18 protein-coding genes and 1 pseudogene are annotated in these 23196 nt (G+C 72.4%); 1 reads left to right on the top strand and 18 read right to left on the bottom strand.

The window, feature by feature from the left end:
* The 8 genes and pseudogenes from G3I53_RS14550 to G3I53_RS14515 form a co-directional block, all read right to left on the bottom strand.
* A pseudogene (locus G3I53_RS14550) lies at window positions 1–280 on the bottom strand (hypothetical protein); the annotation flags it as partial.
* Entirely contained in the window at window positions 277–1170 is an 894-nt protein-coding gene (locus tag G3I53_RS14545; RefSeq protein ID WP_164438423.1) for an FAD binding domain-containing protein, read from the bottom strand. The pseudogene G3I53_RS14550 and the gene G3I53_RS14545, both read right to left, overlap by 4 nt.
* A gap of 287 nt (window positions 1171–1457) precedes the next feature.
* Window positions 1458–3128, bottom strand: a complete 1671-nt coding sequence (locus G3I53_RS14540) for a beta-N-acetylhexosaminidase (RefSeq protein ID WP_164438422.1) — start codon at window positions 3126–3128, stop codon at window positions 1458–1460.
* A 1-nt stretch (window position 3129) separates the two neighbouring features.
* Window positions 3130–3975, bottom strand: a complete 846-nt coding sequence (locus G3I53_RS14535) for a carbohydrate ABC transporter permease (RefSeq protein ID WP_164335575.1) — start codon at window positions 3973–3975, stop codon at window positions 3130–3132.
* A gap of 29 nt (window positions 3976–4004) precedes the next feature.
* Window positions 4005–4991, bottom strand: a complete 987-nt coding sequence (locus G3I53_RS14530) for a sugar ABC transporter permease (RefSeq protein ID WP_164335573.1) — start codon at window positions 4989–4991, stop codon at window positions 4005–4007.
* A complete protein-coding gene (locus tag G3I53_RS14525) occupies window positions 4988–6283 on the bottom strand; it encodes an extracellular solute-binding protein (protein ID WP_164335571.1) in 1296 nt (431 codons plus the stop codon). Before G3I53_RS14525 ends, G3I53_RS14530 begins: the two co-directional genes overlap by 4 nt.
* Window positions 6284–6519: 236 nt before the next feature.
* Window positions 6520–6810 carry a DUF3039 domain-containing protein gene (locus G3I53_RS14520; protein ID WP_164335568.1) on the bottom strand — a complete coding sequence of 97 codons (291 nt, stop codon included), beginning with the start codon at window positions 6808–6810 and terminating at the stop codon, window positions 6520–6522.
* A 29-nt stretch (window positions 6811–6839) separates the two neighbouring features.
* Entirely contained in the window at window positions 6840–7412 is a 573-nt protein-coding gene (locus tag G3I53_RS14515; RefSeq protein ID WP_164335566.1) for a YqgE/AlgH family protein, read from the bottom strand.
* Window positions 7413–7666: 254 nt separating this feature from the next.
* Here G3I53_RS14515 and murA point away from each other — a divergent pair, with 254 nt between their 5' ends.
* On the top strand, window positions 7667–9013 hold the full coding sequence (gene murA / locus G3I53_RS14510; RefSeq protein ID WP_164335564.1) for a UDP-N-acetylglucosamine 1-carboxyvinyltransferase: 1347 nt from the start codon (window positions 7667–7669) through the stop codon (window positions 9011–9013).
* A 493-nt stretch (window positions 9014–9506) separates the two neighbouring features.
* Here murA and G3I53_RS14505 read toward each other — a convergent pair whose 3' ends face one another.
* From G3I53_RS14505 to G3I53_RS14460, 10 genes are all read right to left on the bottom strand, one after another.
* Window positions 9507–9788 carry an HU family DNA-binding protein gene (locus G3I53_RS14505; protein WP_003990598.1) on the bottom strand — a complete coding sequence of 94 codons (282 nt, stop codon included), beginning with the start codon at window positions 9786–9788 and terminating at the stop codon, window positions 9507–9509.
* Window positions 9789–10216: 428 nt separating this feature from the next.
* Window positions 10217–11638, bottom strand: coding sequence for an NAD-dependent malic enzyme (locus tag G3I53_RS14500; protein WP_164338093.1), 1422 nt, complete (start codon window positions 11636–11638; stop codon window positions 10217–10219).
* Between the two features lie 358 nt (window positions 11639–11996).
* Window positions 11997–14294, bottom strand: coding sequence for a UvrD-helicase domain-containing protein (locus G3I53_RS14495; RefSeq protein ID WP_164338094.1), 2298 nt, complete (start codon window positions 14292–14294; stop codon window positions 11997–11999).
* A 60-nt stretch (window positions 14295–14354) separates the two neighbouring features.
* Window positions 14355–15110 (bottom strand): zf-HC2 domain-containing protein, encoded by a 756-nt coding sequence (locus tag G3I53_RS14490; RefSeq protein WP_343240622.1) that lies wholly within the window; start codon window positions 15108–15110, stop codon window positions 14355–14357.
* 74 nt (window positions 15111–15184) lie between these two features.
* Window positions 15185–15766, bottom strand: a complete 582-nt coding sequence (locus G3I53_RS14485) for a sigma-70 family RNA polymerase sigma factor (protein WP_164338096.1) — start codon at window positions 15764–15766, stop codon at window positions 15185–15187.
* 267 nt (window positions 15767–16033) lie between these two features.
* Entirely contained in the window at window positions 16034–16627 is a 594-nt protein-coding gene (locus G3I53_RS14480; RefSeq protein WP_164438421.1) for a CGNR zinc finger domain-containing protein, read from the bottom strand.
* 141 nt (window positions 16628–16768) lie between these two features.
* Entirely contained in the window at window positions 16769–17920 is a 1152-nt protein-coding gene (locus tag G3I53_RS14475; RefSeq protein ID WP_164438420.1) for a uroporphyrinogen-III synthase, read from the bottom strand.
* Between the two features lie 124 nt (window positions 17921–18044).
* Window positions 18045–19403, bottom strand: coding sequence for a nitrate/nitrite transporter (locus tag G3I53_RS14470; RefSeq protein ID WP_164438419.1), 1359 nt, complete (start codon window positions 19401–19403; stop codon window positions 18045–18047).
* A 143-nt stretch (window positions 19404–19546) separates the two neighbouring features.
* The gene (locus G3I53_RS14465; protein ID WP_164335259.1) at window positions 19547–20779 is read right to left on the bottom strand and encodes an acyltransferase family protein; all 1233 of its coding nucleotides are present in this window, start codon (window positions 20777–20779) and stop codon (window positions 19547–19549) included.
* 62 nt (window positions 20780–20841) lie between these two features.
* Window positions 20842–23034 carry a glycosyltransferase gene (locus G3I53_RS14460; protein ID WP_164335257.1) on the bottom strand — a complete coding sequence of 731 codons (2193 nt, stop codon included), beginning with the start codon at window positions 23032–23034 and terminating at the stop codon, window positions 20842–20844.
* Window positions 23035–23196: the final 162 nt, after the last annotated feature.

Below are 23196 nucleotides of genomic sequence, written 5' to 3'. Positions count from 1 at the left end.
CGGTGCCGTCCGCGGGCGCGGCGGGCGCCCCGGGCACGGCCCAGGTGCCGGTGGCGGCCGGGTCGGTGCCCGCGGTGGTGGCCGGGGCGACCGTTATCTGCGGCGGCACGTAGCCCTGGCCGGGGGCGGCGAGCGGGCTGTCCGGGGACTGCAGGGCGTCGATGCCGCCCTCGGGCAGCTGCACGAAGGCGGTGGCGCCGTCGTCGTACTCGCCCTGGGGCAGCGGGTCCCAGCGGCCGCCCCCGCGCGGGGTGTCCTCTCCGTGCTGGTCGTCGGTCACGACAGCGCCCTCCCCAGTGCTCGTCGGGCCAGCGCGGCGACGGTGCGCCGCAGGTGCAGTACGGCGGGCGGCAGCGGTGCCGGGGAGCCGTCCTCGGCGGGCGCCGCGTCGGGGATGCAGGCCGCGGCGACGTACTCGCCGAACGCGGTCAGCGCCTCCGGCACGATCGCGCGGTTGTTGTCCCAGTCGATGAGCCGGGCGACCCACTCCTCGGCGTCCAGGGGCCGCAGCGGCATCGGCGCTATGGCGCCCACCGCGCAGCGCACCCCGCGCCGGGCCGGGTCGAGGACCAGGGCGACGGACGCCACCGCGCGGCCGGGTCCGGTGCGGCCGGTCGCCTTCAGGAAGACCTGGGGGGCGTGCAGCAGCGGCACCCGCACGTAGCCGATGAGTTCGCCGGGGCGCAGCATCTCCATGCCGGCCAGCAGGTGCGAGACGGGCAGCTCGCGGCGGGCCCCGCCGGGTCCGGCGACGATCAGGGTCGCCTCCAGGGCGGCCAGCACCGGCAGCGCGTCCCCGGTGGGGGCGGCGGAGGCGATGTTGCCGCCCAGGGTGCCCGCGTTGCGGATGTGCGGCGGGCCGGCCGCGCGCGCGGAGGCGGCAAGGGCCGGGATGAGGGCGGCGAAGTCGGGACGGCCCATGCGCGCGTGGGTGAGCCCGGCGCCGAGCAGGGCGTGTCCGTCGAGGTACTGCCAGCCGCGGATCTCGCTGATCCGGCCGAGGCCGACCAGCGCGGCGGGCCTGAGCTGGCCCGAGTTGACGGCGGCCATGAGGTCGGTGCCGCCCGCCACGGGCACGGCGGCGGGCATGGCGGTGAGCGCCGCCACGGCCTCGTCCAGTGTCGTGGGCAGCGTGACGGTCTGCGCCGCCTGCGGTGCGTGCGTGGTCAAACCGGCTGCCCCTTCCCGCTGCCCCACCTGGTCCCACCTGTGTTGCCGTACGGTACGACCTGACAGGGCGGACGTGGCAACTCTGGCACATCTTCGCGGGTGCCGAAGACAGGGGTCCGCTAGGAGGCATTCGCCCACCTCACCCCGCACATGGTCCGATTTCTGACGACATCACCAGTGTGCTCGGTTCGGCACTCTTCAGTGACCCTTGTTCCTTTTTTCGTGACCTGTTCGAGGTGGGGCGGACGCGTGCGCGTGACCCGGCGGGGGCGGAGCGGGCGCGCGGGCTACCGGATCGGGGGCGCGCCGTCGATCGGGCGCCCCAGGACGCCCGGTCGCTTCTGCCAGGGCAGCGGCCCGGTGGGCGGCCGGTAGGCGACGCCGAGGGCGTCCAGGCGCCGGTAGTGGGCGGTCATCCGCCGCTCGAAGTCGGCGAAGTCCCGCTCGGCCGGGGCGGGCAGGGCGCTCCAGGCGACCTCGGCGAGCGCGGCCAGCCGGGGAAACGCCTGGTAGTCGACGCGCGCCTGGTCCTCCATCACCTCGGTCCACAGGTTGGCCTGGGTGCCCAGCACCCGCTCCCCCTCGTCGGGGGTCAGCTCGGCGGGAACGGGCTCGAAGCGGTAGACGTCCTCCAGGGTGCGCACGTACCCGATGGGCACCGGCTCGTCCGGGCCCGCGTCCTGACGGTGGTCCAGGTACACCTGCTGCTCGGGGCACATGACCACGTCGTGGCCCGCGCGTGCGGCGGCGACCCCGCCCGCGTAGCCGCGCCAGGAGGACACGGCGGCGCCGGGGGCGAGGCCGCCCTCCAGGATCTCGTCCCAGCCGATGAGGCGCCGCCCGCGCGCGGTGAGCCAGCGGTCGAAGTGGGCGACGAACCACGCCTGGAGCGCGTCCTCGTCGGCGAGCCCGAGCGTGCTCAGCTGTTTCTGCGCGGTGGGTGACGCGCGCCACTGGTCCTTGAGGCATTCGTCACCGCCCAGGTGGACGAACGACGAGAAGGGGGTGCCGGTCGCGGTGCGGGCCGGGAAGAGGTCGAGGACTTCTTCGAGCACCCCTTCGAAAAAGCGGAGGGTGCTCTCGGTGGGGGCGAGGACGTTGGGATTGATGCCCCAGGTGTCCCAGACGGTCAGGGAGCCGGTGTCGACGACGTCGGAGTTGCCGAGTTCGGGATAGGCGGCGATGGCGGCCTGGGAGTGGCCGGGCACGTCGATCTCGGGGACCACGCTGATATGCCGCTCGGCGGCGTAGGCGACGATTTCCCGGATGTCGTCCTGCGTGTAGAAACCGCCGTGCGGCCGGTCGTCCCACAGGGGTGAGGCGCGGTGGCCGATTTTGGTGCGGGCCCGCCAGGAACCGGTCCCCGTCAGCCGCGGGTACCGGAGGATCTCGATGCGCCAGCCCTGGTCGTCCGTCAGGTGCAGGTGGAGCACGTTGAGTTTGTGGGCGGCCATCAGGTCGAGATAGCGCAGCACTCCGTCCTTGGGCATGAAGTGCCGGGCCACGTCGAGCATCAGGCCGCGCCAGCGGAGGCGGGGGGCGTCCTCGACGGTCTGTTCCGCGAGCCGCAGCGGTTCGCCCGGGCGCAGGGGCGCCCTGCGGAAGGCGTCGGGGCCGAGGAGCTGACGCAGGGTCTGGGCGCCCCAGAACACGCCGGCCGCGCTGCCGCCGGCGATCTCCATGCCCGGGCCGGCCGCGACGGTGAGCCGGTAGCCCTCGGGCGGGAGGGTGTCGTCGACGCGCAGCCGCAGGCCGCCGGGGGTGTCCGGGGGGCCGGGGCGCAGGGGCAGGGCCAGGGCGGCGCCGAGGGTGGCGCGCAGCCAGCGCTCGGTGGTCCCGGTGCCGGGCCCGGCCCACAGGGTGGTGTCCGCGGTCAGTTCGACGGTGCCGTCGCGGGGCCGGTCGACGGACCGCGGGGCGGGCAGGAGTCCGGTCGGTGAAGGCGAAGGTGAAGTCACGTCAGTCCTTTACCGCGCCGCCCAGTCCGGAGACCAGACGGCGCTGTACGAGTACGAAGAAGACCAGTACCGGAATCGTCATCACCGTGGAGGCGGCCATGACGCCGCCCCAGTCGGGCTCGTCCGGTTTGTAGAACACCAGCAGCGCCATCGGCAGCGTGGACTGCGAGATGTCGCTGATGATGAAGGACTTGGCGAACAGGAAGTCGTTCCAGGTGGAGATGAAGGAGAACACGCTCGTCGCGATCAGGCCGGGCAGGACCAGCGGGAAAAGGATCTGCCACAGAAAGCGGGCCCGGCTCGCCCCGTCGATGTACGCGGCCTCTTCCAGGGCCTCCGGGACGCCTTTCACGAAACCCCGCAGCATCCAGATCGCGAACGGCAGCGAGAACGCGATGTGCGGGAGGATCAGCGACCACAGGGTGTTGAGCTGACCGAGGTCCCGCATGAGGAAGAACAGGGGGATGGTCAGCGCTTCGATCGGCACCATCTGCGCCACCAGGAACATGATGAGCAGGGTGGTGCGCAGCCGGAACCGGAAACGGGTCACGGCGGTCGCGGCGAGAAAGGCGATCAGCGCCGAGGCGATCACCACGGCCACCGCGACGACGACGCTGTTGAGGAAGTAGCGCCCGAAGTCCTCCTGTCCGAAGACCCGGCGGAAGGAGTCCAGCGTGGGCGCCAGGGTCCAGGGCCGGGGTTCGGTGGACTCGATCTCCCCGGTCGGCTTGAAGGCGCCGAGCACCATCCAGTACAGCGGGAAGGCCACCACGGCCGCGGTCAGCAGGGCGGCGGTCTCGGCCGCGAGGCGTCCCGGGCGCCGGACGAACCTGCGCACAGGTTTCACCGTGTGCTCCCGGGCCTGGCTCACATGCGTCACAGTTCCTCCCCCTGTCGGCGCAGCAGCCGCAGGTACACCAGCGTCACGGCGAGCAGGATCAGCAGCATGACGACGCCGATGGCGGCGCCGAGGCTGTACTGCGAGGACGCGAACGCCTGCTGGTAGGCGTACACGTTCAGCACGAGGTTCTGTCCGGCGATGCCGCCTCCGTTGGTCATGACGTAGATCTGGGTGAAGACCTTGAAGTCCCAGATGACGGACTGGATGGTGACGACGATCAGGATCGGCCGGAGCATCGGGGCGAGCACCGACCGCCAGATCCGCCACGAGGAGGCGCCGTCGAGGGAGGCCGCCTCCAGCACCTCGGCGGGCACGGCACGGATCCCGGCGTAGACGGTGACCATCACGAACGGGAAGGAGCACCACACCACTTCGAGCAGGACCAGGAAGAAGGCGCTGTAGCGGCCGTAGGTCCAGGAGAAGTCGCCGAGGCCGAGGACGCGGTTGACCGGGCCGAAGTCGGCGTCGAACAGGAACAGCCAGACGGTGGAGCCGGTGATGGCGGGGGTCGCCCAGGCGCCGAGGCCGGCCAGCATCAGGGCGAGCCGGGGCAGCGCCCGGACCCGGGTGAGGAGCACGGCGAGCGCGCAGCCCACGGCGAGGGTGGACACGACGCAGACCGCCGCGAACACCACGGTGGCCAGCAGCACCTGCCAGAACTGGTCGTCGGCGAGGAGTTCGGAGTAGTTGCCGAGGCCCTTGAAGGTGGTGGGCTCGCCCCCGCTGACCTGTGCCTGGGTGTAGTGGAACAGCGAGATCAGGCCGAGCTGGTAGATCGGGTAGGCGAGCAGCCCGCCGAGGACGACGAGGGCGGGGGCGAGGTAGAGCCAGGGGGTGCGGGAGGTTCCCGGGCGGCGGCGGGCCGGCGGGGACGGACGGCCGGTGCCGCGGGCGCGGAGCCCGCCGCGGAGGTCCGCCGGCCGCCCGGGACGGGCGGCCGACGGGCGGGTGGGCGCTGTCATCCGGCGGACCCGAAGGCCTCGTTCATCTTCTTCGCCGCGTCCCCGGCGGCGGTGTCGACGTCCTTCTTGCCGCTGACGATCTCCTGGAACATCGTCGGCAGGACCTGCGAGGAGTCGATCTGCGCCCAGGCCGGCGAGGCCGGGACGAACTCGGTGCCCGCGGCGAGGGTCTCGACGAACGGCTTCAGGAAGGGCTCGTCGGCGGCGGCCTGCTCGCGCACGTCGGTGAAGGTCGGCAGGAAGCCCATCGCCTCGAACATCTCGCCCTGCGCCTTCTTGGAGGCGAGCCGCTTCATCAGGTCGACGGCGAGGGTGCGGTGGGAGGTGGACTTCAGGACGCCGATGTTGTTCCCGCCCGCGAAGGCGGGGGCGACGGAGCCGGGCTCCACGCCGGGCAGCGGCACGACCGCGTACTTGCCCTTGACCTGCCCCGCCTCTATGGCCGCGTGGCTGAAGTCGCCGCCGATCGCCATGGCGGCCTTCCCCGAGGCGAAGGCGGTCACCGTGTCGTTGCCGCCCATGCCGGCGCACTTGGCGGCCGGGCAGTTGTCGTCGCCGAAGAGGGAGGTGTACGCCTCGATGCCCTTGCGGGCCTCGGGGCTGTCGACGGCGGCGGCGTACGAACCCCCCTTGCCGGTGGCGAGTTCGCCGCCGTGGGCCCACAGGAAGGGCATCGCGCCGTAGGTGTAGGCGCCGCCGACGGCGATGCCGTACAGGTCGGGCCATTCGGCGCGGATCCTCTTGGCGGTGCTGATCAGTCCGGCCTGGTCGGCGGGCGGTTCGAGGCCGAGGTCCGCGAAGACGTCGGTGCGGTAGTACAGGGCGCGCACGCCGACGAAGTAGGGGGCGCCGTAGACCTTGCCGTCGACGGTGACGGACTGCCGGGCGGTGGGGTCGGTGTCCTTGGCCTCGTCCCAGGCGGCGAACTCCTTGCTGACGTCGGCGAGTCCGCCGTCCTTCACGTAGCCGGCCGTGTCGGTGTTGCCGTACTCGATGAGGTCGGGCGCGGAGGAGGGGTCGTTGAAGGCGGCCTTGATGCGCTGGGCGCGGGTCTCGACGGGGATGTACTCGACGGTGACCTCGGCGCCCTCGTGCGCCTTCTCGAAGCCGGCCACGACGGAGTCGACCACCTGCTGCTTGGGCTTGTTGTTGACCTCCTGGAACAGCCACACCCGCAGGGTGCCGGTCCGCTCGTCCTTGTCGGAGGCGGAGTTGCCGGAGGTCTGGGGGGCGCACGCGACGGCGGCGGCGAGGACGGCCGCGGCGGCGACCAGACGGACGGACAGCTTCATGGAGCTCCTCCGAGGTGTTGCAACATACGCAATGGCGGTTTTGCTGTGCACAACACCCCGGAGGCTAGGGACAGGGTGAGCGGGGCCACAAGAGGTCTCAACCACTCTGTGACCGGCCGACGCACCCCGCGCAACACACGGGCATACAAAGGGCAGCACAAAGGCCCCCGGAGGCGTGCGGAACACGCTCCGGGGGCCCGGAAGTCCGTCGGCCGGGGGCGGCCGGCCCGGCGGGGCTACTTGTCGCCCTTGCCCTTGCCGTCGCCCTTGTCGTCGCCGGCGCCCATGGATTCGTAGATCTCCTTGCACATGGGACACACGGGGTACTTCTTCGGGTCGCGGCCCGGCACCCACACCTTGCCGCACAGCGCCACGACGGGAGTCCCGTCCAGGGCGCTCGCCATGATCTTGTCCTTCTGGACGTAGTGGGCGAAGCGCTCGTGGTCACCGTCGCCGTGGGAGGTCTGCGGCGTCGGCTCGACGAGGGTCCCCGTACCAGTCCCGCGCTCGGGCTCAAGAGTGCTCATGGAAGAAAGGGTACTGAAGGTCACAGGCTTCAGTTGAGCGACGGGTCGTCCGGATACGTGGCCACCATCGCCAGCTCGTTGCGCTGGCGGCGGAGCACTTCCCGCCACAGCCGCTCCGGCGCCGGTGAGGAGACGTCCCCCGGCTCCGACTCCACGACGTACCAGGCGCCCTCGGCCAGCTCGTCCTCCAGCTGGCCGGGACCCCAGCCCGCGTACCCGGCGAAGATGCGCAGCGAGCCGACGGCCGGGGCCAGCAGCTCCGGCGGGGCCTCCAGGTCCACCAGGCCGATCGCGCCGTGCACCCGGCGCCAGCCCAGCGGCGCGGCCTCCCCGGCCTGTTCGCCGGGGACGACGGCGACACCCAGGGCGGAGTCCAGGGAGACGGGGCCACCCTGGAAGACGACACCGGGCTCGCCCGCCAGGTCCGCCCAGCCCTCGAGGATGTCACCGACGTCCACCGGCGTCGGCCGGTTCAGGACGACGCCGAGCGAGCCCTCCTCGTCGTGGTCGAGGAGGAGCACCACCGCACGGTCGAAGTTCGGGTCCGCCAGGGCGGGGGTCGCCACGAGCAACCGCCCTGTGAGCGAGGACACCTCGGTCATGCCAGACATGATCCCGCATCTTCGCATCCCGTGGGGAGGCAATGGGCGCACGGGAGTGGACGCAGCTCAGGGCGGCCCGGCGCACTCCCGGCGCACGGCGGTTCCCGTGACCGCCCGTGGCCGCCGCCGAACGGTTCGTGTTGTGACGGATCCATGACGTGGCCGGACCCCGTCCGGGCATACAGAAGGGGGCCGCTGGCCGACTACCCTGTGCCTTTCGGCCCTGCCCCACCTCCCCACGGAACGCGAGATCCATGACCGTCAACGGCGCTGATGACGTACTGCTGGTCCACGGCGGAACCCCGCTGGAGGGCGAGATCCGTGTCCGCGGTGCGAAGAACCTCGTACCGAAGGCCATGGTCGCCGCCCTGCTGGGCAGTGCTCCGAGCCGACTGCGCAATGTTCCGGACATCCGCGACGTGCGTGTCGTACGCGGACTGCTGCAACTGCACGGGGTGACGGTCCGTCCGGGCGACGAGCCCGGTGAGCTCGTGCTCGACCCCACGCACGTGGAGAGCGCCAACGTCGCCGACATCGATGCCCACGCGGGCTCCTCGCGGATCCCGATCCTGTTCTGCGGCCCGCTGCTGCACCGCCTCGGGCACGCCTTCATCCCGGGCCTCGGCGGCTGCGACATCGGCGGACGGCCCATCGACTTCCACTTCGACGTGCTGCGCCAGTTCGGCGCGACCATCGAGAAGCGGGCGGACGGCCAGTACCTGGAGGCGCCGCAGCGGCTGCGGGGCACGAAGATCCGGCTGCCGTACCCGTCGGTGGGCACGACGGAGCAGGTGCTGCTGACGGCGGTCCTCGCCGAGGGCGTCACCGAGCTGTCCAACGCGGCGGTGGAGCCGGAGATCGAGGACCTGATCTGCGTCCTGCAGAAGATGGGCGCCATCATCGCGATGGACACCGACCGCACCATCCGCATCACCGGTGTCGACAAGCTCGGCGGCTACACCCACCGTGCCCTCCCGGACCGCCTGGAGGCCGCCTCGTGGGCGTCGGCCGCGCTGGCGACCGAGGGCAACATCTACGTCCACGGCGCGCAGCAGCGCTCGATGATGACGTTCCTGAACACCTACCGGAAGGTGGGCGGCGCCTTCGAGATCGACGACGAGGGCATCCGCTTCTGGCACCCGGGCGGCCGGCTGAAGTCCATCGCGCTGGAGACGGACGTGCACCCCGGCTTCCAGACCGACTGGCAGCAGCCGCTGGTGGTCGCGCTGACCCAGGCGACCGGCCTGTCGATCGTCCACGAGACCGTGTACGAGTCCCGGCTCGGCTTCACCTCCGCGCTCAACCAGATGGGCGCGCACATCCAGCTCTACCGCGAGTGCCTGGGCGGCTCCGACTGCCGCTTCGGCCAGCGCAACTTCCTGCACTCCGCGGTCGTCTCCGGCCCCACCCGGCTCCAGGGCTCCGACCTGGTCATCCCGGACCTGCGCGGCGGCTTCTCCTACCTCATCGCCGCCCTCGCCGCCCAGGGCACGTCCCGCGTCCACGGCATCGGCCTGATCAACCGCGGCTACGAGAACTTCATGGAGAAGCTGATGGAGCTGGGCGCGAAGGTCGAACTCCCTGGCAAGGCCCTCGGCTGACGCGACGCCTCCCCGGCGGCGGCCTCCTGGCCCACGCCGGCCTCGCCACCCGGCCGGGGGTCCGGGGGTCGCCCCCGGGCAGACACAGCATGGAGAAGCTGATGGAGCCGGGCGCGAAGGTCGAACTCCCGGGCAAGGCCCTCGGCTGACGGCGCCGCGCGGCGGCGGCCTTCCGGCCCGGCAGGGCCCGGTCCGCGGCTGGCCGCGCCTCGCGGCCCGGCAGGGCCCTCGGCCGGGCCACATCGGCAGCGCACTCCCGTCCGCCCCGGGCACCGACGGACGTCTCCCGGCCCGCTCCGGGCCCGCCATGGCCCTCCCGCCCCGCCCGGGGATCCCGGGGCCTACGGTGCCCTTCGCGGCCCCGGAAAACCGGCGAGGGCCCCGCTCCGGGCCGTCGCGGGCACGACGGAAGGGGGCGGCCACCCGGTCGGGTGGCCGCCCCCTTCGGCGTCACTGTGCGCCGTACGCCGTCCCGGGACGTACGGACGTCAGATCACTTGCCCTTGGCGGCTTCCTTGAGCTTGGAGCCCGCGGAGACCTTCACGCTGTAGCCGGCCGGGATCTGGATCGGCTCGCCGGTCTGCGGGTTGCGCGCGGTGCGCGCGGCACGGTGGGTGCGCTCGAAGGTCAGGAAACCGGGAATGGTGACCTTCTCGTCGCCCTTGGAGACGATGTCGCCGACGACGTCGGCGAACGCGGCCAGCACGGCGTCGGCGTCCTTGCGAGTCACCTCGGCGCGGTCGGCCAGCGCGGCCACCAGCTCACTGCGGTTCATGTTGTTACTCCCGTGTTCTTCTTGCTGTTGAGGCGAGCCACGCGGCGGGACCGCGTGGTGCGCACGGCCAAGCCGATGCTGCCAGGGCCCCGGGAAAGTCCCGGAACCCGGGTCCCTCGTCCGGACCCTCGCGCCACTGGGGGTGCCCCCTGGACGTCGTCCTTGGTGAAGCATCCTGCCTCTACCTGCGGCGGGAATGCCAATCCGGCACCCGCATGCGCCGTGAGTACACCCGTGGGAGTCACACGGAGAGCGCCCCGCCCTTCCAGGACGGTGACGACGCCGGGTCCGCCGGCCGCCGCGGACGGCAGGAGACCGGTAGCTCGTACCGGCCGCCACCCTAGAGGGCGCCCGGGGCGCGGAGGTCCCACGACGCGCCGCACCGGCCGGCCGTGGCGATCCTCACAGCGCCCGCGGGCACGGCCGCCCTACGCGGCCGGCCCCGCCTCCACCGCCTTCGCCGCCTCGCGCACGGCGTCGGCGACCGCGCCCGCGACCCGCTCGTTGAAGACGCTGGGGATGATGTAGTTCGGGTTCAGCTCGTCCGGGGTGACCACGTCGGCCAGGGCCTGCGCGGCGGCCAGCATCATCTGGGTGGTCACCGAGCTGGACTGGGCGTCCAGCAGGCCGCGGAAGACACCCGGGAAGACCAGCACGTTGTTGATCTGGTTCGGGAAGTCGGAGCGGCCGGTGGCCACGACGGCCGCGGTCTGCCGGGCGATCGCCGGGTCCACCTCGGGGTCCGGGTTCGCGAGCGCGAAGACGACCGCGCCCTCGGCCATCGCGGCCACGTCCTCGGCGCCGAGCACGTTCGGCGCGGAGACGCCGATGAAGACGTCGGCGCCGCGCACGGCCTCCTTGAGGGTGCCGGTGAGGTTCTCCGGGTTGGTGTGCTCGGCGACCCAGCACAGCGTGGAGTCGGGCGCGGCCTGCTTGAGGTCCTCGCGGCCCGCGTGCACCACGCCGTGGATGTCGGCCACGACGGCGTTCTTCACACCGGCGGCGATCAGCAGCTTCAGGATGGCCGTACCGGCCGCCCCGGCACCGGACATGACCACGCGGATGTTCTCGATGGCCTTGCCGGTGACGCGCAGGGCGTTGGTCAGCGCGGCGAGGACGACGATCGCGGTGCCGTGCTGGTCGTCGTGGAAGACGGGGATGTCGAGGGCCTCGCGCAGCCGGGCCTCGATCTCGAAGCAGCGGGGCGCGGAGATGTCCTCCAGGTTGATGCCCGCGAAGCCCGGCGCGATGGCCTTGACGATCTCGACGATCGCGTCGGTGTCCTGCGTGTCGAGGCAGAGCGGCCAGGCGTCGATGCCGGCGAACCGCTTGAACAGGGCCGCCTTGCCCTCCATCACCGGCAGCGCGGCCTGCGGGCCGATGTTGCCCAGGCCCAGCACGGCCGAGCCGTCCGTCACGACCGCAACGGAGTTGCGCTTGATGGTGAGGCGGCGGGCGTCCTCGGGGTTCTGGGCGATGGCCATGCAGACCCGGGCCACACCCGGGGTGTAGATCATGGAGAGGTCGTCACGGTTGCGGATCGGGTGCTTGGCCTGCATCTCGATCTTGCCGCCGAGGTGCATCAGGAACGTACGGTCGGAGACCTTGCCCAGGACGACGCCCTCGATGCCGCGGAGCTTCTCCACGATCTCGTCCGCGTGGCCGGTGGAGGTGGCCGCGATGGTGACGTCGATGCGCAGCTTCTCGTGGCCGGACGCGGTGACGTCGAGACCCGTGACCGAACCGCCCGAGGACTCCACGGCCGTGGTGAGCTGGGACACGGCGGTTCCGCTCGCCGGCACCTCCAGCCGGATCGTCATCGAGTAGGAGACGCTGGGCGCCGTTGCCATGGCCGACTTCCTCTGCTTTTTCCGTTACTGCGTCGCTGTGTGGCACAGCGTCGCGTCGTGCTGTCCGATCGTCGCACCTACCGCGGAGTACGCGGTAGCCGCCCCGGATTGCGAACGTTTTGTTCGCGCGTCAGGGATCACCGTCCGGGATCACCGAAAGAGGCCCACGTCACTGGTGACATGGGCCTCTCGGACGCTGTAGGTGACACCGACCCGCCATGCTCGCCTCGCGGCAAGTGGTCGCTCGAAGCGACGAAGGTTGGGCCCGGGGGCTTGGATCGGGCCGGTGTCACGTCCAGGCTAACAAAAGGACGGCCGTCGGCCATTCCTGCGCGGGGGCGAATTTTCCGCGCGGCGTTCAGTCCCGCAGCAGGTCCGGAACGCCCGAGGAGTCCGGCTCGTCGCGCTCCCCCGAGACCACCGTGAGCTGCTGGGTGGCCCGGGTCAGGGCGACGTAGAGGACGCGCAGGCCGGCCGGGGACTCGTCGGCGATCTCGGCCGGGGAGACGACGACCGTGGCGTCGTACTCCAGCCCCTTGGCCTCCAGGCTCCCCAGGGCCACCACCCGGTCGCCGAGTCCGTCGAGCCAGCGGCGGGCCTCCTCCCGGCGCTGCATGGCGACCACCACGCCGACGGTGCCGTCCACCCGCTCCAGCAGCCGCCGCGCCTCGGCGCGCACGGTCTCGCCGAGCCCGCCGCGGGCGACGGCGAAGCGGGGTTCGACGCCCGTGGAGCGCACCGCGCGGGGCGCGGTGGAGCCCGGCATGGCGAGGGCGAGCACCCGGGACGCCAGGTCGGCGATCTCGGCCGGGTTGCGGTAGTTCACGGTGAGTTCGAAGCGGCGGCGCGGCCGGGAGCCGAGGGCCTCGTCGCGGGCCTCGGCGGCCTCGTCGGGGTCGGACCAGGAGGACTGGGCCGGGTCGCCGACGACCGTCCAGGTGGCGTGCCGGCCACGGCGGCCCACCATCCGCCACTGCATGGGGGTGAGGTCCTGCGCCTCGTCGACGATGACGTGCGCGTACTCGACGCGTTCCTGGGCGAGCCGCTCGGCCCGCTCGCGCTGGCTCTCCTCGCGCACCGGCATCAGCTCCTCCAGGCCGGTGAGCTGGTCCAGCGGGTCGAGTTCGCGCCGCTTGCGGGGGCGGGCGGGGGTGCCGAGGACGGCCTGCAGTTCGTCGAGCAGGGCGATGTCGTGCACGGAGCGGCCGTCGCGCCGCAGCGAGCGGGCGAGGCGGCGGACCTCGCCCTGGTTGAGGACGCGGCGGGCCCAGCGGCCGAGGCGCCGTTCGTCGGCCATGGCGTCGAGCACGGCGGACGGGGTCAGCTCGGGCCACCAGGCGTCGAGGAAGGCGATGAAGTCGTCCTCGGAGGTGATGTCGTCGTCGAAGGAGGAGCGCAGTTCGGCGGCGAGTTCCGGGTCGGTGTGCCGGGTGCCGGCGCCGGAGCGCTCCCACAGCGCGTCGAGCAGCAGCTTGCGGGCGCGCGGGCGCAGCAGGTTGACGGGGGCGGTGCCGCCGAGGGCGCTGCGGCGGATCTCCTTGAGGTCCTCGGCGTCCAGCTCCAGGCGGCGGCCGAAGGCGACGACCCGCAGCCGGGTGGGCGCGTCCTCCGTCTCCAGCGCGCCGCGGGCCGCCTTGCGCAGCACCTTGAGCATGCGGGCGGAGCCCTTGACGCGGGCCACGGCGGGCGTGTCGTAGACGGTGGCCTCGACGCCCTCCACCAGGGAGCCGAGGGCGCGGATGGCGACCTGGCCCTCCTCGCCGAGGGAGGGCAGCACGCCCTCGGTGTAGGCGACGAGCAGCGGGGTCGGCGAGACGATGAGGATGCCGCCCGCGTAGCGGCGCCGGTCCTGGTAGAGCAGGTAGGCCGCGCGGTGCAGGGCCACGGCGGTCTTGCCGGTGCCGGGGCCGCCCTCGACGTGGGTGACGGAGGCGGCGGGGGCGCGGATCACCAGGTCCTGCTCGGCCTGGATGGAGGCCACGATGTCCCGCATGCTGTGGGTCCGGGCCTGGCCGAGGGCCGCCATCAGGGCGCCGTCGCCGACCACGGGCAGTTCCTCGCCGTCGAGGTACGCGGTCAGCTCGGGGCGCATCAGGTCGTCCTCGACGCCGAGGACGCGGCGGCCCTTGGAGCGGATGACGCGGCGGCGCACCACGCGGCCCGGGTCGACGGGGGTGGAGCGGTAGAAGGGGGCGGCGGCCGGGGCCCGCCAGTCGATGACGAGCGGGCTGTAGTCCTGGTCGAGGACGCCGATGCGGCCGATGTGCAGGGTCTCGGCGATGTCGGCGGTGCCGTCGGGGCGCACGGCGCCGTCGGCGGGCTCGACGGCGGTGTAGGCGCCGTCGGGGCCCCGCTTGCCGTCCTTGCCGAGGAGCAGGTCGATGCGGCCGAAGAGGAAGTCCTCGAACTCGTTGTTCAGCCGGTTGAGGTGGACGCCGGCCCGGAAGACCTGGGCGTCCCGCTCGGCGAGCGCGCCGGGTGTGCCGACCTGCCCGCGCCGGGCCGCGTCCCGCATGAGGAACTCGGCCTCGTCGATCTTCTCCTCAAGGCGCCGGTACACCCGGTCCAGGTGTTCCTGTTCGACACGGATCTCCCGGTCGCGGACGGAGTCGTGAACCGGTCCGACCGCGGATTCCTGTTGAGCCTGAGCGGCCACCGGGCCCCCTTCTGACGTGCTGGGCAGCCGTCAACCGTACGCGAAGGGGGCCGGGTGAGGCTACGCGTCCACTTCGACGAGCTGCTTGCCGTCGAAGTTCACCACGACGAAGTGGTCGATCTCGTTCATCTCGAAGGCCGCGCCGCCCTGGATGTAGAGCGGCTGCTTGGACTTGTCCGTCTTGCCGTCGGGCAGGCCGTAGCCCTCGGACGGGACGGACCACGAGGTGACCGTCTCGCGTTCGCCGTTCTTGCCGACGGCGATGAGCGAGCACTTCTCGGGACCCTTGACGTTCCGCAGCTCGGTGACCGTGCCGGTGCCCCACTCCTTCTCCTGGAGCGCGACGGTCACGGAGACCTTGGTGGTGGGGTCGGTGGCGGTGATCTTGTCGGGGATCTGGTCGAAGGCTTCCTTGGCGGGGTTCGCCGCGAGCGTCCGGTTGGTGTCGCCCCCGCCGTCGCCGCCCCCGCTGTTCGCCGCGACGGCGACGAACGGGCCGCTGACGATCAGCGCACCGGCGGCCGCCACCATGTAGAAGTTGCGGCGGCGCTTCTTGGCCCTGCGTTCGGCGACCTCGTCGACCAGCTTCTCCACCACGCGCGGGGAGGGCTTGGCGGACAGCGACTCGCCGATGGACGGCGTGCCGGAGCCGGGCAGGTCCGCGAGCGCGGCCAGCATCGGTTCCATCCCGGCGAGTTCGTCGAGCTGCTGGGCGCACCACTCGCAGGTCGCGAGGTGCATCTCGAACCGGCCCGCCTCGGCGTCGTCGAGGATGCCGAGGGCGTAGGCGCCGACGGTCTCGTGCTCGTTCGGCACCGGTGATCCCTCCATGGGAGCAGACATACCCGTACCACCCGCGCCGAATCCCTGGTTTCCCCCGTACACACTCATCACGCCGTCACCCCCCGCTCCTCCAGTGCCAGCTTCATCGACCGCAGGGCGTAGAACACCCTGGAGCGCACCGTACCGCTGGGTATCCCGAGCGTTTCGGCCGCCTCGTTGACCGTACGTCCCTTGAAGTACGTCTCGACGAGCACCTCCCGGTGGGCAGGGGTCAGGTCGTCGAGTGCGTCCGACAACGTCATCAGCCACAGCGCCTTGTCGATCTCGTCCTCCGCGGGGATGACCTCCAGCGGCGACGGATCGACCTCCTGCGGCCGGGCCTGCCGGCTGCGGTGGCCGTCGATGACGATGCGCCGGGCGACCGTCACCAGCCAGGGGCGTACCGAACCGGTCGCCCGATTGAGCTGACCGGCGTTCTTCCAGGCACGGATGAGCGTTTCCTGCACGACGTCCTCGGCGCGCTGCCGGTCTCCGGCGACCAGCCGCAGGACATAGGCCAGCAGGGGTCCGGCGTGCTCTCGATACAGAGCACGCATCAGCTCCTCGTCAGGTTCCGAGGGCTGTGACGCGCGATGTCGGGCCCTCGTTCCACGTTCATTGGCCACGACGGAATCCTTGCGCACGCCCACCTCCGGTGTCCGGGGGATCCCCCAGTCGGTCGCTCGACTACCGGTACGCAGGGCAAGTGGCGGGTGTTCAAAGCGGGGTGACAATTTCTGCGGGGTGACGTGACGACCGGGACATGGAGCCACATATTCCCCCCGCGCTCTTTACATTTCCGACACACCTGGCGGGACCGGCCCCGCTGCCCGTGCGCCGGGAGCGTCAAACGAGGTGTAAGCAACGTCACTTCACGGTCCGGAGCGCAGAAGCGGCATACGGGACACGGGCCGGGGTCAGGCGCGGGTGAGGGCGGCGCGCCGGCGGTGGCGGGCCACCCGCTCACGGTTCCCGCAGACCTCACTGGAGCACCAGCGCCTCCTGCGTCCCCGGGACGTGTCCAGGTACACGATGGGGCAGTTGTCCCCCTCGCACTGGCGCAGGCTCGCCCGGGCCACCGGATCGGTCAGCAGGTCCACGGCGTCCCGGGCGATCGCGCCGAGCAGCGCACCCCGCCGGGGCGGCCCGTCGAGGCGGCGCACCAGCAGGCCGTCCTCCCCCACCACGGCCCGCGGGGCGGGCGGCGCGACCCGGGCCAGCTCGTTGACCCGGGCGAGCGCCAGGTCGTACGGAGGGCGTCCGGGTGCCGGCCGGCCGCGCAGCAACGGCGCGAGCCGGCCGCGCAGTTCGCGGAAGGCGGGCGGCCAGGAGGCGTCGGCGTGGACCAGCGCGGTGCCCGGCGGGACGAGGCCGGAGCCGGTGATCCAGGCGCGCAGCACCGGCAGGGAGTCGAGGCGTTCGGCGGGATGGGTGGTGGCGAGCAGGTCCAGACAGACCCGTCCGGTGTCGAACCGCAGCTCGTAGGGCGCCGTGGCCGTACCGAGTGCCATGAGCCTGTCACCGCCTAGGGTTCGCCCCGGCCGCGGGAGGCCGGTGCGATGCGAGCGAGGGGGCCGGGAAACCGTACTTCTACAGTGCCCGCCCGCGTGCGCGCCCGGAAGCCCCCCGGCCCTCCCGGCCGACGCCCCGCGTCAGGTGCCGGCGTACTTCTCCCCCGCCTGCGGGTCCAGGGCCAGGCGGTAGCCGCGCTTGACGACCGTCTGGATCAGCTGCGGGGCGCCGAGGGCCGCGCGCAGACGGGCCATCGCGGTCTCCACGGCGTGCTCGTCGCGGCCGGCGCCGGGCAGGGCCCGCAGCAGGTCCCCGCGGGCGACGACCCAGCCGGGCCGCCGGGCCAGCGCGCGCAGCAGCGACATCCCGGCCGGCGGCACCGGCCTGAGCTCGCCGTCGACGACGGCCGCGTGTCCGCGGATCTCCAGCCGGTGCCCGGCCACCGGCAGGGACCGGGCGCGGGCCGGCAGGTCCCGGCAGAGCAGCTGCACGAGGGGACCTAGCCGGAAGCGCTCAGGGTGGACCGTGTCGATGCCGCGGGCCTGCAACGGCAGCGCGGTGACCGGGCCGACGCAGGCGGGCAGGACGTCCCGGCCGAGGGCGGCGAGCAGGTCGTCGAGCCGGCCGCGTTCCTCGGCCCGGGCCAGCAGGGACGCCGCGGCGGGCGCGCTGGTGAAGGTCACCGCGTCCACGGTGCGGGCCACGGCCGCGTCCAGCAGCCGGTCGACGGGGCCCAGGTCCTCCGGCGGCAGCCACCGGTAGACCGGCACCCCGACCACCTCCGCTCCCCCGGCCCGCAGCGACTCCACGAAGCCGGGCAGAGGTTCGCCGTGCAGCTGGATCGCGACGCGCAGCCCGTCGACGCCCTCCGCGAGCAGCCGTTCGAGCACCTCGGCCATCGACTCCGAGGACGGCGACCACTCCTCGGTGAGCCCGGCGGCCCGGACGGCGCCCTTCACCTTGGGGCCGCGGGCCAGGATCCGCGCCCCGCGCAGGGTGGCCAGCAGGTCCTCGCCGAGGCCCCAGCCGTCGGCGGCCGACATCCAGCCGCGGAACCCGATCGCGGTGGTGGCGATCGCGATGTCCGGGGCGCGGCCGATGAGGTCCTTGGTGGCGGCCAGCAGTTCGCTGTCGTCGGACAGCGGCACGATCCGCAGGGCGGGCGCGTGCAGCACGGCGGCCCCGCGGCGCTCCAGCAGCGCGCCGAGCTCGTCGGCCCGGCGTGCCGCGGTCACGCCCACGGTGAAGCCCGCGAGCGGGCCGTGGTCCGGTCGGTGCTGTGCGTCGTTCATGGCTCTCGTCCCGCGTAGTAGGCATGCCGGCGGGTGCGGCTCCACCCGCCTGCCGACCGAGCCTGTCAACCGTCCATGACGGGCCCGGTTCGGCATCGTGTCACCAGTGTTACGTCATCCCCGCTCACACCTCGGCGTAGTCCAGCCGCGGCCGCTCCCGCTCCGCGGCGGGCGGCCCGGCGGGCCGGGCCGCCGGGCGGCGCAGGTATACCGCCCAGGTGACCGCGCAGCAGAGCGCGTAGCAGACGAGGAACGCGACGAACGCGCCGGTGCCGGACCCGTGGGAGAGGTAGGACTGCCGGAAGGCCAGGTTGATGCCGACACCGCCGAGCGCGCCCACCGCGCCGATCAGCCCCATGGCCGCCCCGGACAGCCGCCGCCCGTACGCCGCGGCCGGTTCGCCCGCCAGCCCGCGGGCCAGCGCCTTCGCCCGGAAGATCCCGGGGATCATCTTGTACGTCGATCCGTTGCCCAGGCCGGTCAGCACGAACAGCACCACGAAGGCGGCCGTGAACAGTGTCAGCGACCGCTGGACGGAGGCGACGACCAGCACCCCGGTGGCCGCGCCCATGGCGGCGAAGTTCAGCAGCGTGATCCGGGCGCCGCCGTACCGGTCGGCGAGCCACCCGCCCACCGGCCGGATCAGCGAACCGAGCAGGGGGCCGAGGAAGGTGACGTACGCGGCCTGCAGCGGCGTCCGGCCGAACTGGATCTGGAGCACCTGCCCGAAGGCGAAGCTGTAGCCGATGAACGAGCCGAAGGTGCCGATGTAGAGGAAGGACATGATCCAGGTGTGCGGGTCGCGCGCGGCGTGACTGGCGGCCCCGGTGTCGTTGCGCACCGAGGCGAGGTTGTCCATGTACAGCGCGGAGAGCACGGCGGCGGCGACGATCAGCGGGATGTAGATCCCGAGCAGCACCCGCGGTCCGCCGCCCGCGCCGATGATCGCGAGGGCCGCGAGCTGGATCACCGGCACCCCGATGTTGCCGCCGCCGGCGTTCAGGCCGAGCGCCCAGCCCTTCTTCCGCAGCGGGAAGAAGGCGTTGATGTTGGTCATGGAGGAGGCGAAGTTGCCCCCGCCGATCCCCGCCAGCAGGCCCACCAGCAGGAACGTGGTGAAGGAGGTGCCCGGCTCCATCACGGCGAACGCGGCGACGGTGGGGACGAGCAGCAGGGCGGCGGACACGATCGTCCAGTTCCGCCCGCCGAAGACGGCGACGGCGAAGGTGTACGGCACCCGGACGACGGCGCCGACCAGCGTGACCACCGACGTGAGCAGGAACTTGTCGGCCGGGGTGAGGCCGTACTCCGGGCCCATGAAGAGCACCAGGACGGACCACATCGTCCAGACGGAGAAGCCGATGTGCTCGGACAGGACGGAGAAGAGGAGATTGCGGCTGGCGATCCGCTGCCCGGTCCGGTTCCAGAAGGTCTCGTCCTCCGGGTCCCACTGCTGGATCCAGCGACCGCTGGGGGCTGTCATCGGGCCTCCACTGTGCTCCGGGGCGCGGACGGGTGCCGCGAGGGATGGTCCCGAAGGTAGGGAGGGAGCGTTTCGGTGCCGTGGCACCCGGTGACCGGAAGGGAACGTTGCTCTCACCCCCGGTGGCGGCCGGGGGTGAGGTGTCAGGCGGCGGCCCGGTGACGCCGGGTGCGGCGCCGCCCGGCGGAACCGTCCGGCCACAGGCGCGGCCTGCGCTTCGCCGCCAGGTCCTCCATCCAGCCGAAGGCCACGACGCAGCCCGCGATCAGGATCCAGGCCAGCAGCAGCACCGGCCAGGAACTCTCCAGCAGCCAGGGCACGTTGAGTTCCAGCGTTTCGAAGCCCCACAGCCGGTCGTAGAGGGTGGCGGCGGTCAGGATGCACACGTTGTGCCACAGGTACACCGTCACCGCGCGGGAGTTGAGCAGCGTGATCAGCCGGTCCCAGCGGCGCAGCCGGCGCGGCCACTCGGTCCAGGAGGGGCTGAGGTGGAGCAGCAGCAGGACGGTGCCGAAGGACCACAGCGCCTGGGCCAGGGGGATGGAGTCCAGGTCGTGGTCCGCCCCGAAGCCGTTGCGGAAGGCGTACCACAGGCCCGCGCAGGCGACGATCGGCGCCAGCGACGGCACCACGTACTGCGGCAGGCGCTTCAGGACGCCCTGCTGGTGGGCCATGCCCAGGATCCAGCAGGCGCCAAAGGTGCTGAAGTCGGTGAGCGCGGAGTCGACACGCTCACCGGGCAGGGAGACCCAGCCGGCCTGGAGCACCGCCGAGAGCACCAGCGGGGAGAGGACCGTCGGCCAGGGCAGCGCGCGCAGCAGCTTCAGCAGGTACGGGGAGAGGAGCACGAACCACAGGTAGGCGCGGATGTACCAGAGCGGCCCGGCGAGTTCCGCGGCCCAGTCCTCGCCGACGACGCCGTGGACACCGGGCAGGCCCTCGGCGTAGGGCGGGTCGCTCAGCGGCAGGATCCAGAAGCCGAGGTGGAGGAACCACCAGCCGGGGTGGCCGTCGTCGTCCGGGCTCCAGCCCTGGGCCAGCATGCCGGTCACGCCGATCGCGCCGAGCAGCCACAGCGGCGGCAGCAGCCGGCGCATCCGGCCGCGCACGACCTGGACGGCGGGCCGCTTCAGGGAGCGGGCCATGAGGTTGCCGGCCAGGGCGAACATCACGCCCATGGAGGGGAAGACGACGGGCAGCCAGGCCCAGCCCATCAGGTGGTAGAGGACGACCCGGAACAGGGCGACCGCGCGCAGCAGGTCGAAGTACCGGTCGCGGGCCGGGGGCCGGGTGGCCGGTTCGGCCGGTGGGGGCCCGGACGGCAGGTCCGGGCCGGCGGCGCCGTCCCGGGGGGACGGCAGGCCGGTGGTGGTCATGCGGTGCGGACTTCCTGTCGTGCCCGGGGCGGTGGCCGCCTGCCCGGCGGGGGGTGGGACGCTCACGCCACCGGCCTGCCGTCCCGGACCTGCTGGGACGGCAGCTCGGCACCCGGCGGGGCGGAGACGCCGCCCTTGCGCCGCAGCTTCTGCCAGCGCAGCCGGCCGCCGGTGAGCGCGGTGATCCAGGACTGCAGCAGGACGACGTACATCAGCTGCCGGTAGAGGATCTGCTGGAGCGGCAGGGAGAGCAGCGGGGTGAGCTTCTCCTTGTCGAGGACGAACGCGTAGGCCGCGCAGGCCGCCTGGATGGCGAGGACCCCGAACCAGGCCAGGACGGTCTTGCCGGTGGGGCCGAAGACCAGGCCGTAGATGAGGAACACGTCGATCAGCGGGGCCAGCAGCGGCGCCAGCACCATGAACAGCGACACCAGCGGCAGGCCGACGCGGCCGAAGCGGCCCGACGGGCCCCGGTCGATGACGGCGCGGCGGTGCTTCCAGATGGCCTGCATGGTGCCGTAGGACCAGCGGTAGCGCTGGGACCACAGCTGCTGGACCGACTCCGGGGCCTCGGTCCAGGCGCGGGCGTTCTCGGCGTAGACCACCTTCCAGCCGTCGCGGTGGATGGCCATGGTGATGTCGGTGTCCTCGGCGAGCGTGTCGTCGCTCATGCCGCCGACCCGCTCCAGCGCCGAGCGGCGGAACGCGCCGACGGCGCCGGGGATGGTGGGCATGCACCGCAGGACGTCGTACATCCGGCGGTCGAGGTTGAAGCCCATCACGTACTCGATGTGCTGCCAGGCGCCGATCAGCTTGTCCTTGTTGCCGACCTTGGCGTTGCCGGCGACGGCGCCGACGCGCGGGTCACCGAAGGGTTGCACGAGTTCGCGCACGGTGGTGGGTTCGAAGACGGTGTCGCCGTCCATCATCACGATGATGTCGTGACGGGCGTTGGCGACGCCGCGGTTGAGCGCCGCGGGCTTGCCCGCGTTGAGCTGCCGCACCACCCGCACGTTCGGCAGGCCGAGGTTCTCCACGATGCGCGCGGTGCCGTCGCTGGAGCCGTCGTCGATCACGACGACCTCGATCGGATGGTCGCTCGCCATCAGCGAACGCACCGTGTTCTCGATGCACTTGGCCTCGTTGTAGGCGGGCACGAGCACCGACACCGGCTCGGTGACCGGCGGCCCCCAGGCGAAGCCGCGGCGGCGCACCTTGCGGGCGTGCAGCGCGGACAGCACCAGCATCAGCAGGAACCGGGCGATGACCAGGAAGCCGATGACCGCCAGGCCGACCACCAGCACTCCGGTGATGGAGTCGCTGGCCTGGACGAGGAACACCCAGGCCTTGCCCTTCCACAGGTCGGCGCCGGTGACCCGGGTGTGCGCGCTGGGCGCCTCCAGGGCCTCGGTGAGGTTGTCGAACGTGTAGCCCTTGTCGCGCAGGTCGGGCAGCATCCGGTCGAGTGCCTGGACGGTCTGGTGCCGGTCGCCGCCGGAGTCGTGCATCAGGACGATGCCGCCCTTGCCGTCCTCGGGCGTGGAGCGGCGGATGATCTCCTCCACGCCGGGCTTGCGCCAGTCCTCGCTGTCGTGGGTGTTGACCACGGTGATGTAGCCGCGTTCGCCTATGTACTGCGTGACCGGCCAGGAGTTGTTGTCCATGGCCCCGGCCTGCGAGGAGTACGGCGGCCGGAACAGGGAGGTGCGGATGCCGGCCGCGCCCGTGATGGAGAGCTGGGTCTGGGACAGCTCGAAGTCGATGCGGCGGTCCGACTGGAGGGCGAGGTCGGGGTGGTTGAAGGTGTGCAGGCCCACCTCGTGGCCCTCGTCGACCATGCGCTGGACGAGGTCCGGGTAGCGGGAGGTCATGGTGCCGGTGACGAAGAAGACGGCGTGCGCGTCGTGCTTCCGGAGGACGTCGAGCACCCGGGGCGTCCACTCCGGGTCGGGCCCGTCGTCGAAGGTGAGCACGATGTGGCCGTCGGGCACCTGGAGGGTCTTGGCCTGCGCGCCCCGGGTGTCTATCACCGGGCCGCCCTCCAGGATCTCCTCCGGCACCCGGTCGGCTGCGGCCGGCGACTGGATGCGGTGGTCGGCGAGGATCTCGCTGTGCACGAAACCGCGCAGCAGCAGCATCGCCATCAGGGCGACGAGGAACAGCAGCGGCAGCAGCAGGCGCAGGGGCAGGCGGCGTCGCCGGGAACCGCCTCGGGCCGCGGCTGCGGGTCCCGGGCGGCGGGTGCGGATGGCCATCAGAGAACGTGCTCCGGGGACGGTGCGGCGGGAGGGGCGGAGGGGTCCTGCGGGGCGGCGGGACCGTCGGCGGCCACGACGGGCTGGCCGGCGGGGCCGTCGGCGACGTTGTCGGCGCCGGTGCCGTCACCGCCGCCGGCGCTCCCCGGTTCCGTCGTCACG

Source organism: Streptomyces sp. SID14436 (assembly GCF_010548465.1).
Classification (GTDB): Bacteria; Actinomycetota; Actinomycetes; order Streptomycetales; family Streptomycetaceae; genus Streptomyces.
This window is presented reverse-complemented; position numbering and strand designations above follow the sequence as displayed.

Excerpts from the sequence above, each read along its gene's own strand:
- G3I53_RS14460 (WP_164335257.1), bottom strand. The coding sequence starts at position 23,034 with ATGGCCATCCGCACCCGCCGCCCGGGACCCGCAGCCGCGGCCCGAGGC.
- G3I53_RS14520 (WP_164335568.1), bottom strand. The coding sequence starts at position 6,810 with ATGAGCACTCTTGAGCCCGAGCGCGGGACTGGTACGGGGACCCTCGTC.
- G3I53_RS14475 (WP_164438420.1), bottom strand. The coding sequence starts at position 17,920 with ATGAACGACGCACAGCACCGACCGGACCACGGCCCGCTCGCGGGCTTC.
- G3I53_RS14480 (WP_164438421.1), bottom strand. The coding sequence starts at position 16,627 with ATGGCACTCGGTACGGCCACGGCGCCCTACGAGCTGCGGTTCGACACC.
- G3I53_RS14500 (WP_164338093.1), bottom strand. The coding sequence starts at position 11,638 with ATGGCAACGGCGCCCAGCGTCTCCTACTCGATGACGATCCGGCTGGAG.
- G3I53_RS14525 (WP_164335571.1), bottom strand. The coding sequence starts at position 6,283 with ATGAAGCTGTCCGTCCGTCTGGTCGCCGCCGCGGCCGTCCTCGCCGCC.
- G3I53_RS14505 (WP_003990598.1), bottom strand. The coding sequence starts at position 9,788 with ATGAACCGCAGTGAGCTGGTGGCCGCGCTGGCCGACCGCGCCGAGGTG.
- G3I53_RS14530 (WP_164335573.1), bottom strand. The coding sequence starts at position 4,991 with ATGACAGCGCCCACCCGCCCGTCGGCCGCCCGTCCCGGGCGGCCGGCG.
- murA (WP_164335564.1), top strand. The coding sequence starts at position 7,667 with ATGACCGTCAACGGCGCTGATGACGTACTGCTGGTCCACGGCGGAACC.
- G3I53_RS14465 (WP_164335259.1), bottom strand. The coding sequence starts at position 20,779 with ATGACCACCACCGGCCTGCCGTCCCCCCGGGACGGCGCCGCCGGCCCG.
- G3I53_RS14470 (WP_164438419.1), bottom strand. The coding sequence starts at position 19,403 with ATGACAGCCCCCAGCGGTCGCTGGATCCAGCAGTGGGACCCGGAGGAC.
- G3I53_RS14515 (WP_164335566.1), bottom strand. The coding sequence starts at position 7,412 with ATGACCGAGGTGTCCTCGCTCACAGGGCGGTTGCTCGTGGCGACCCCC.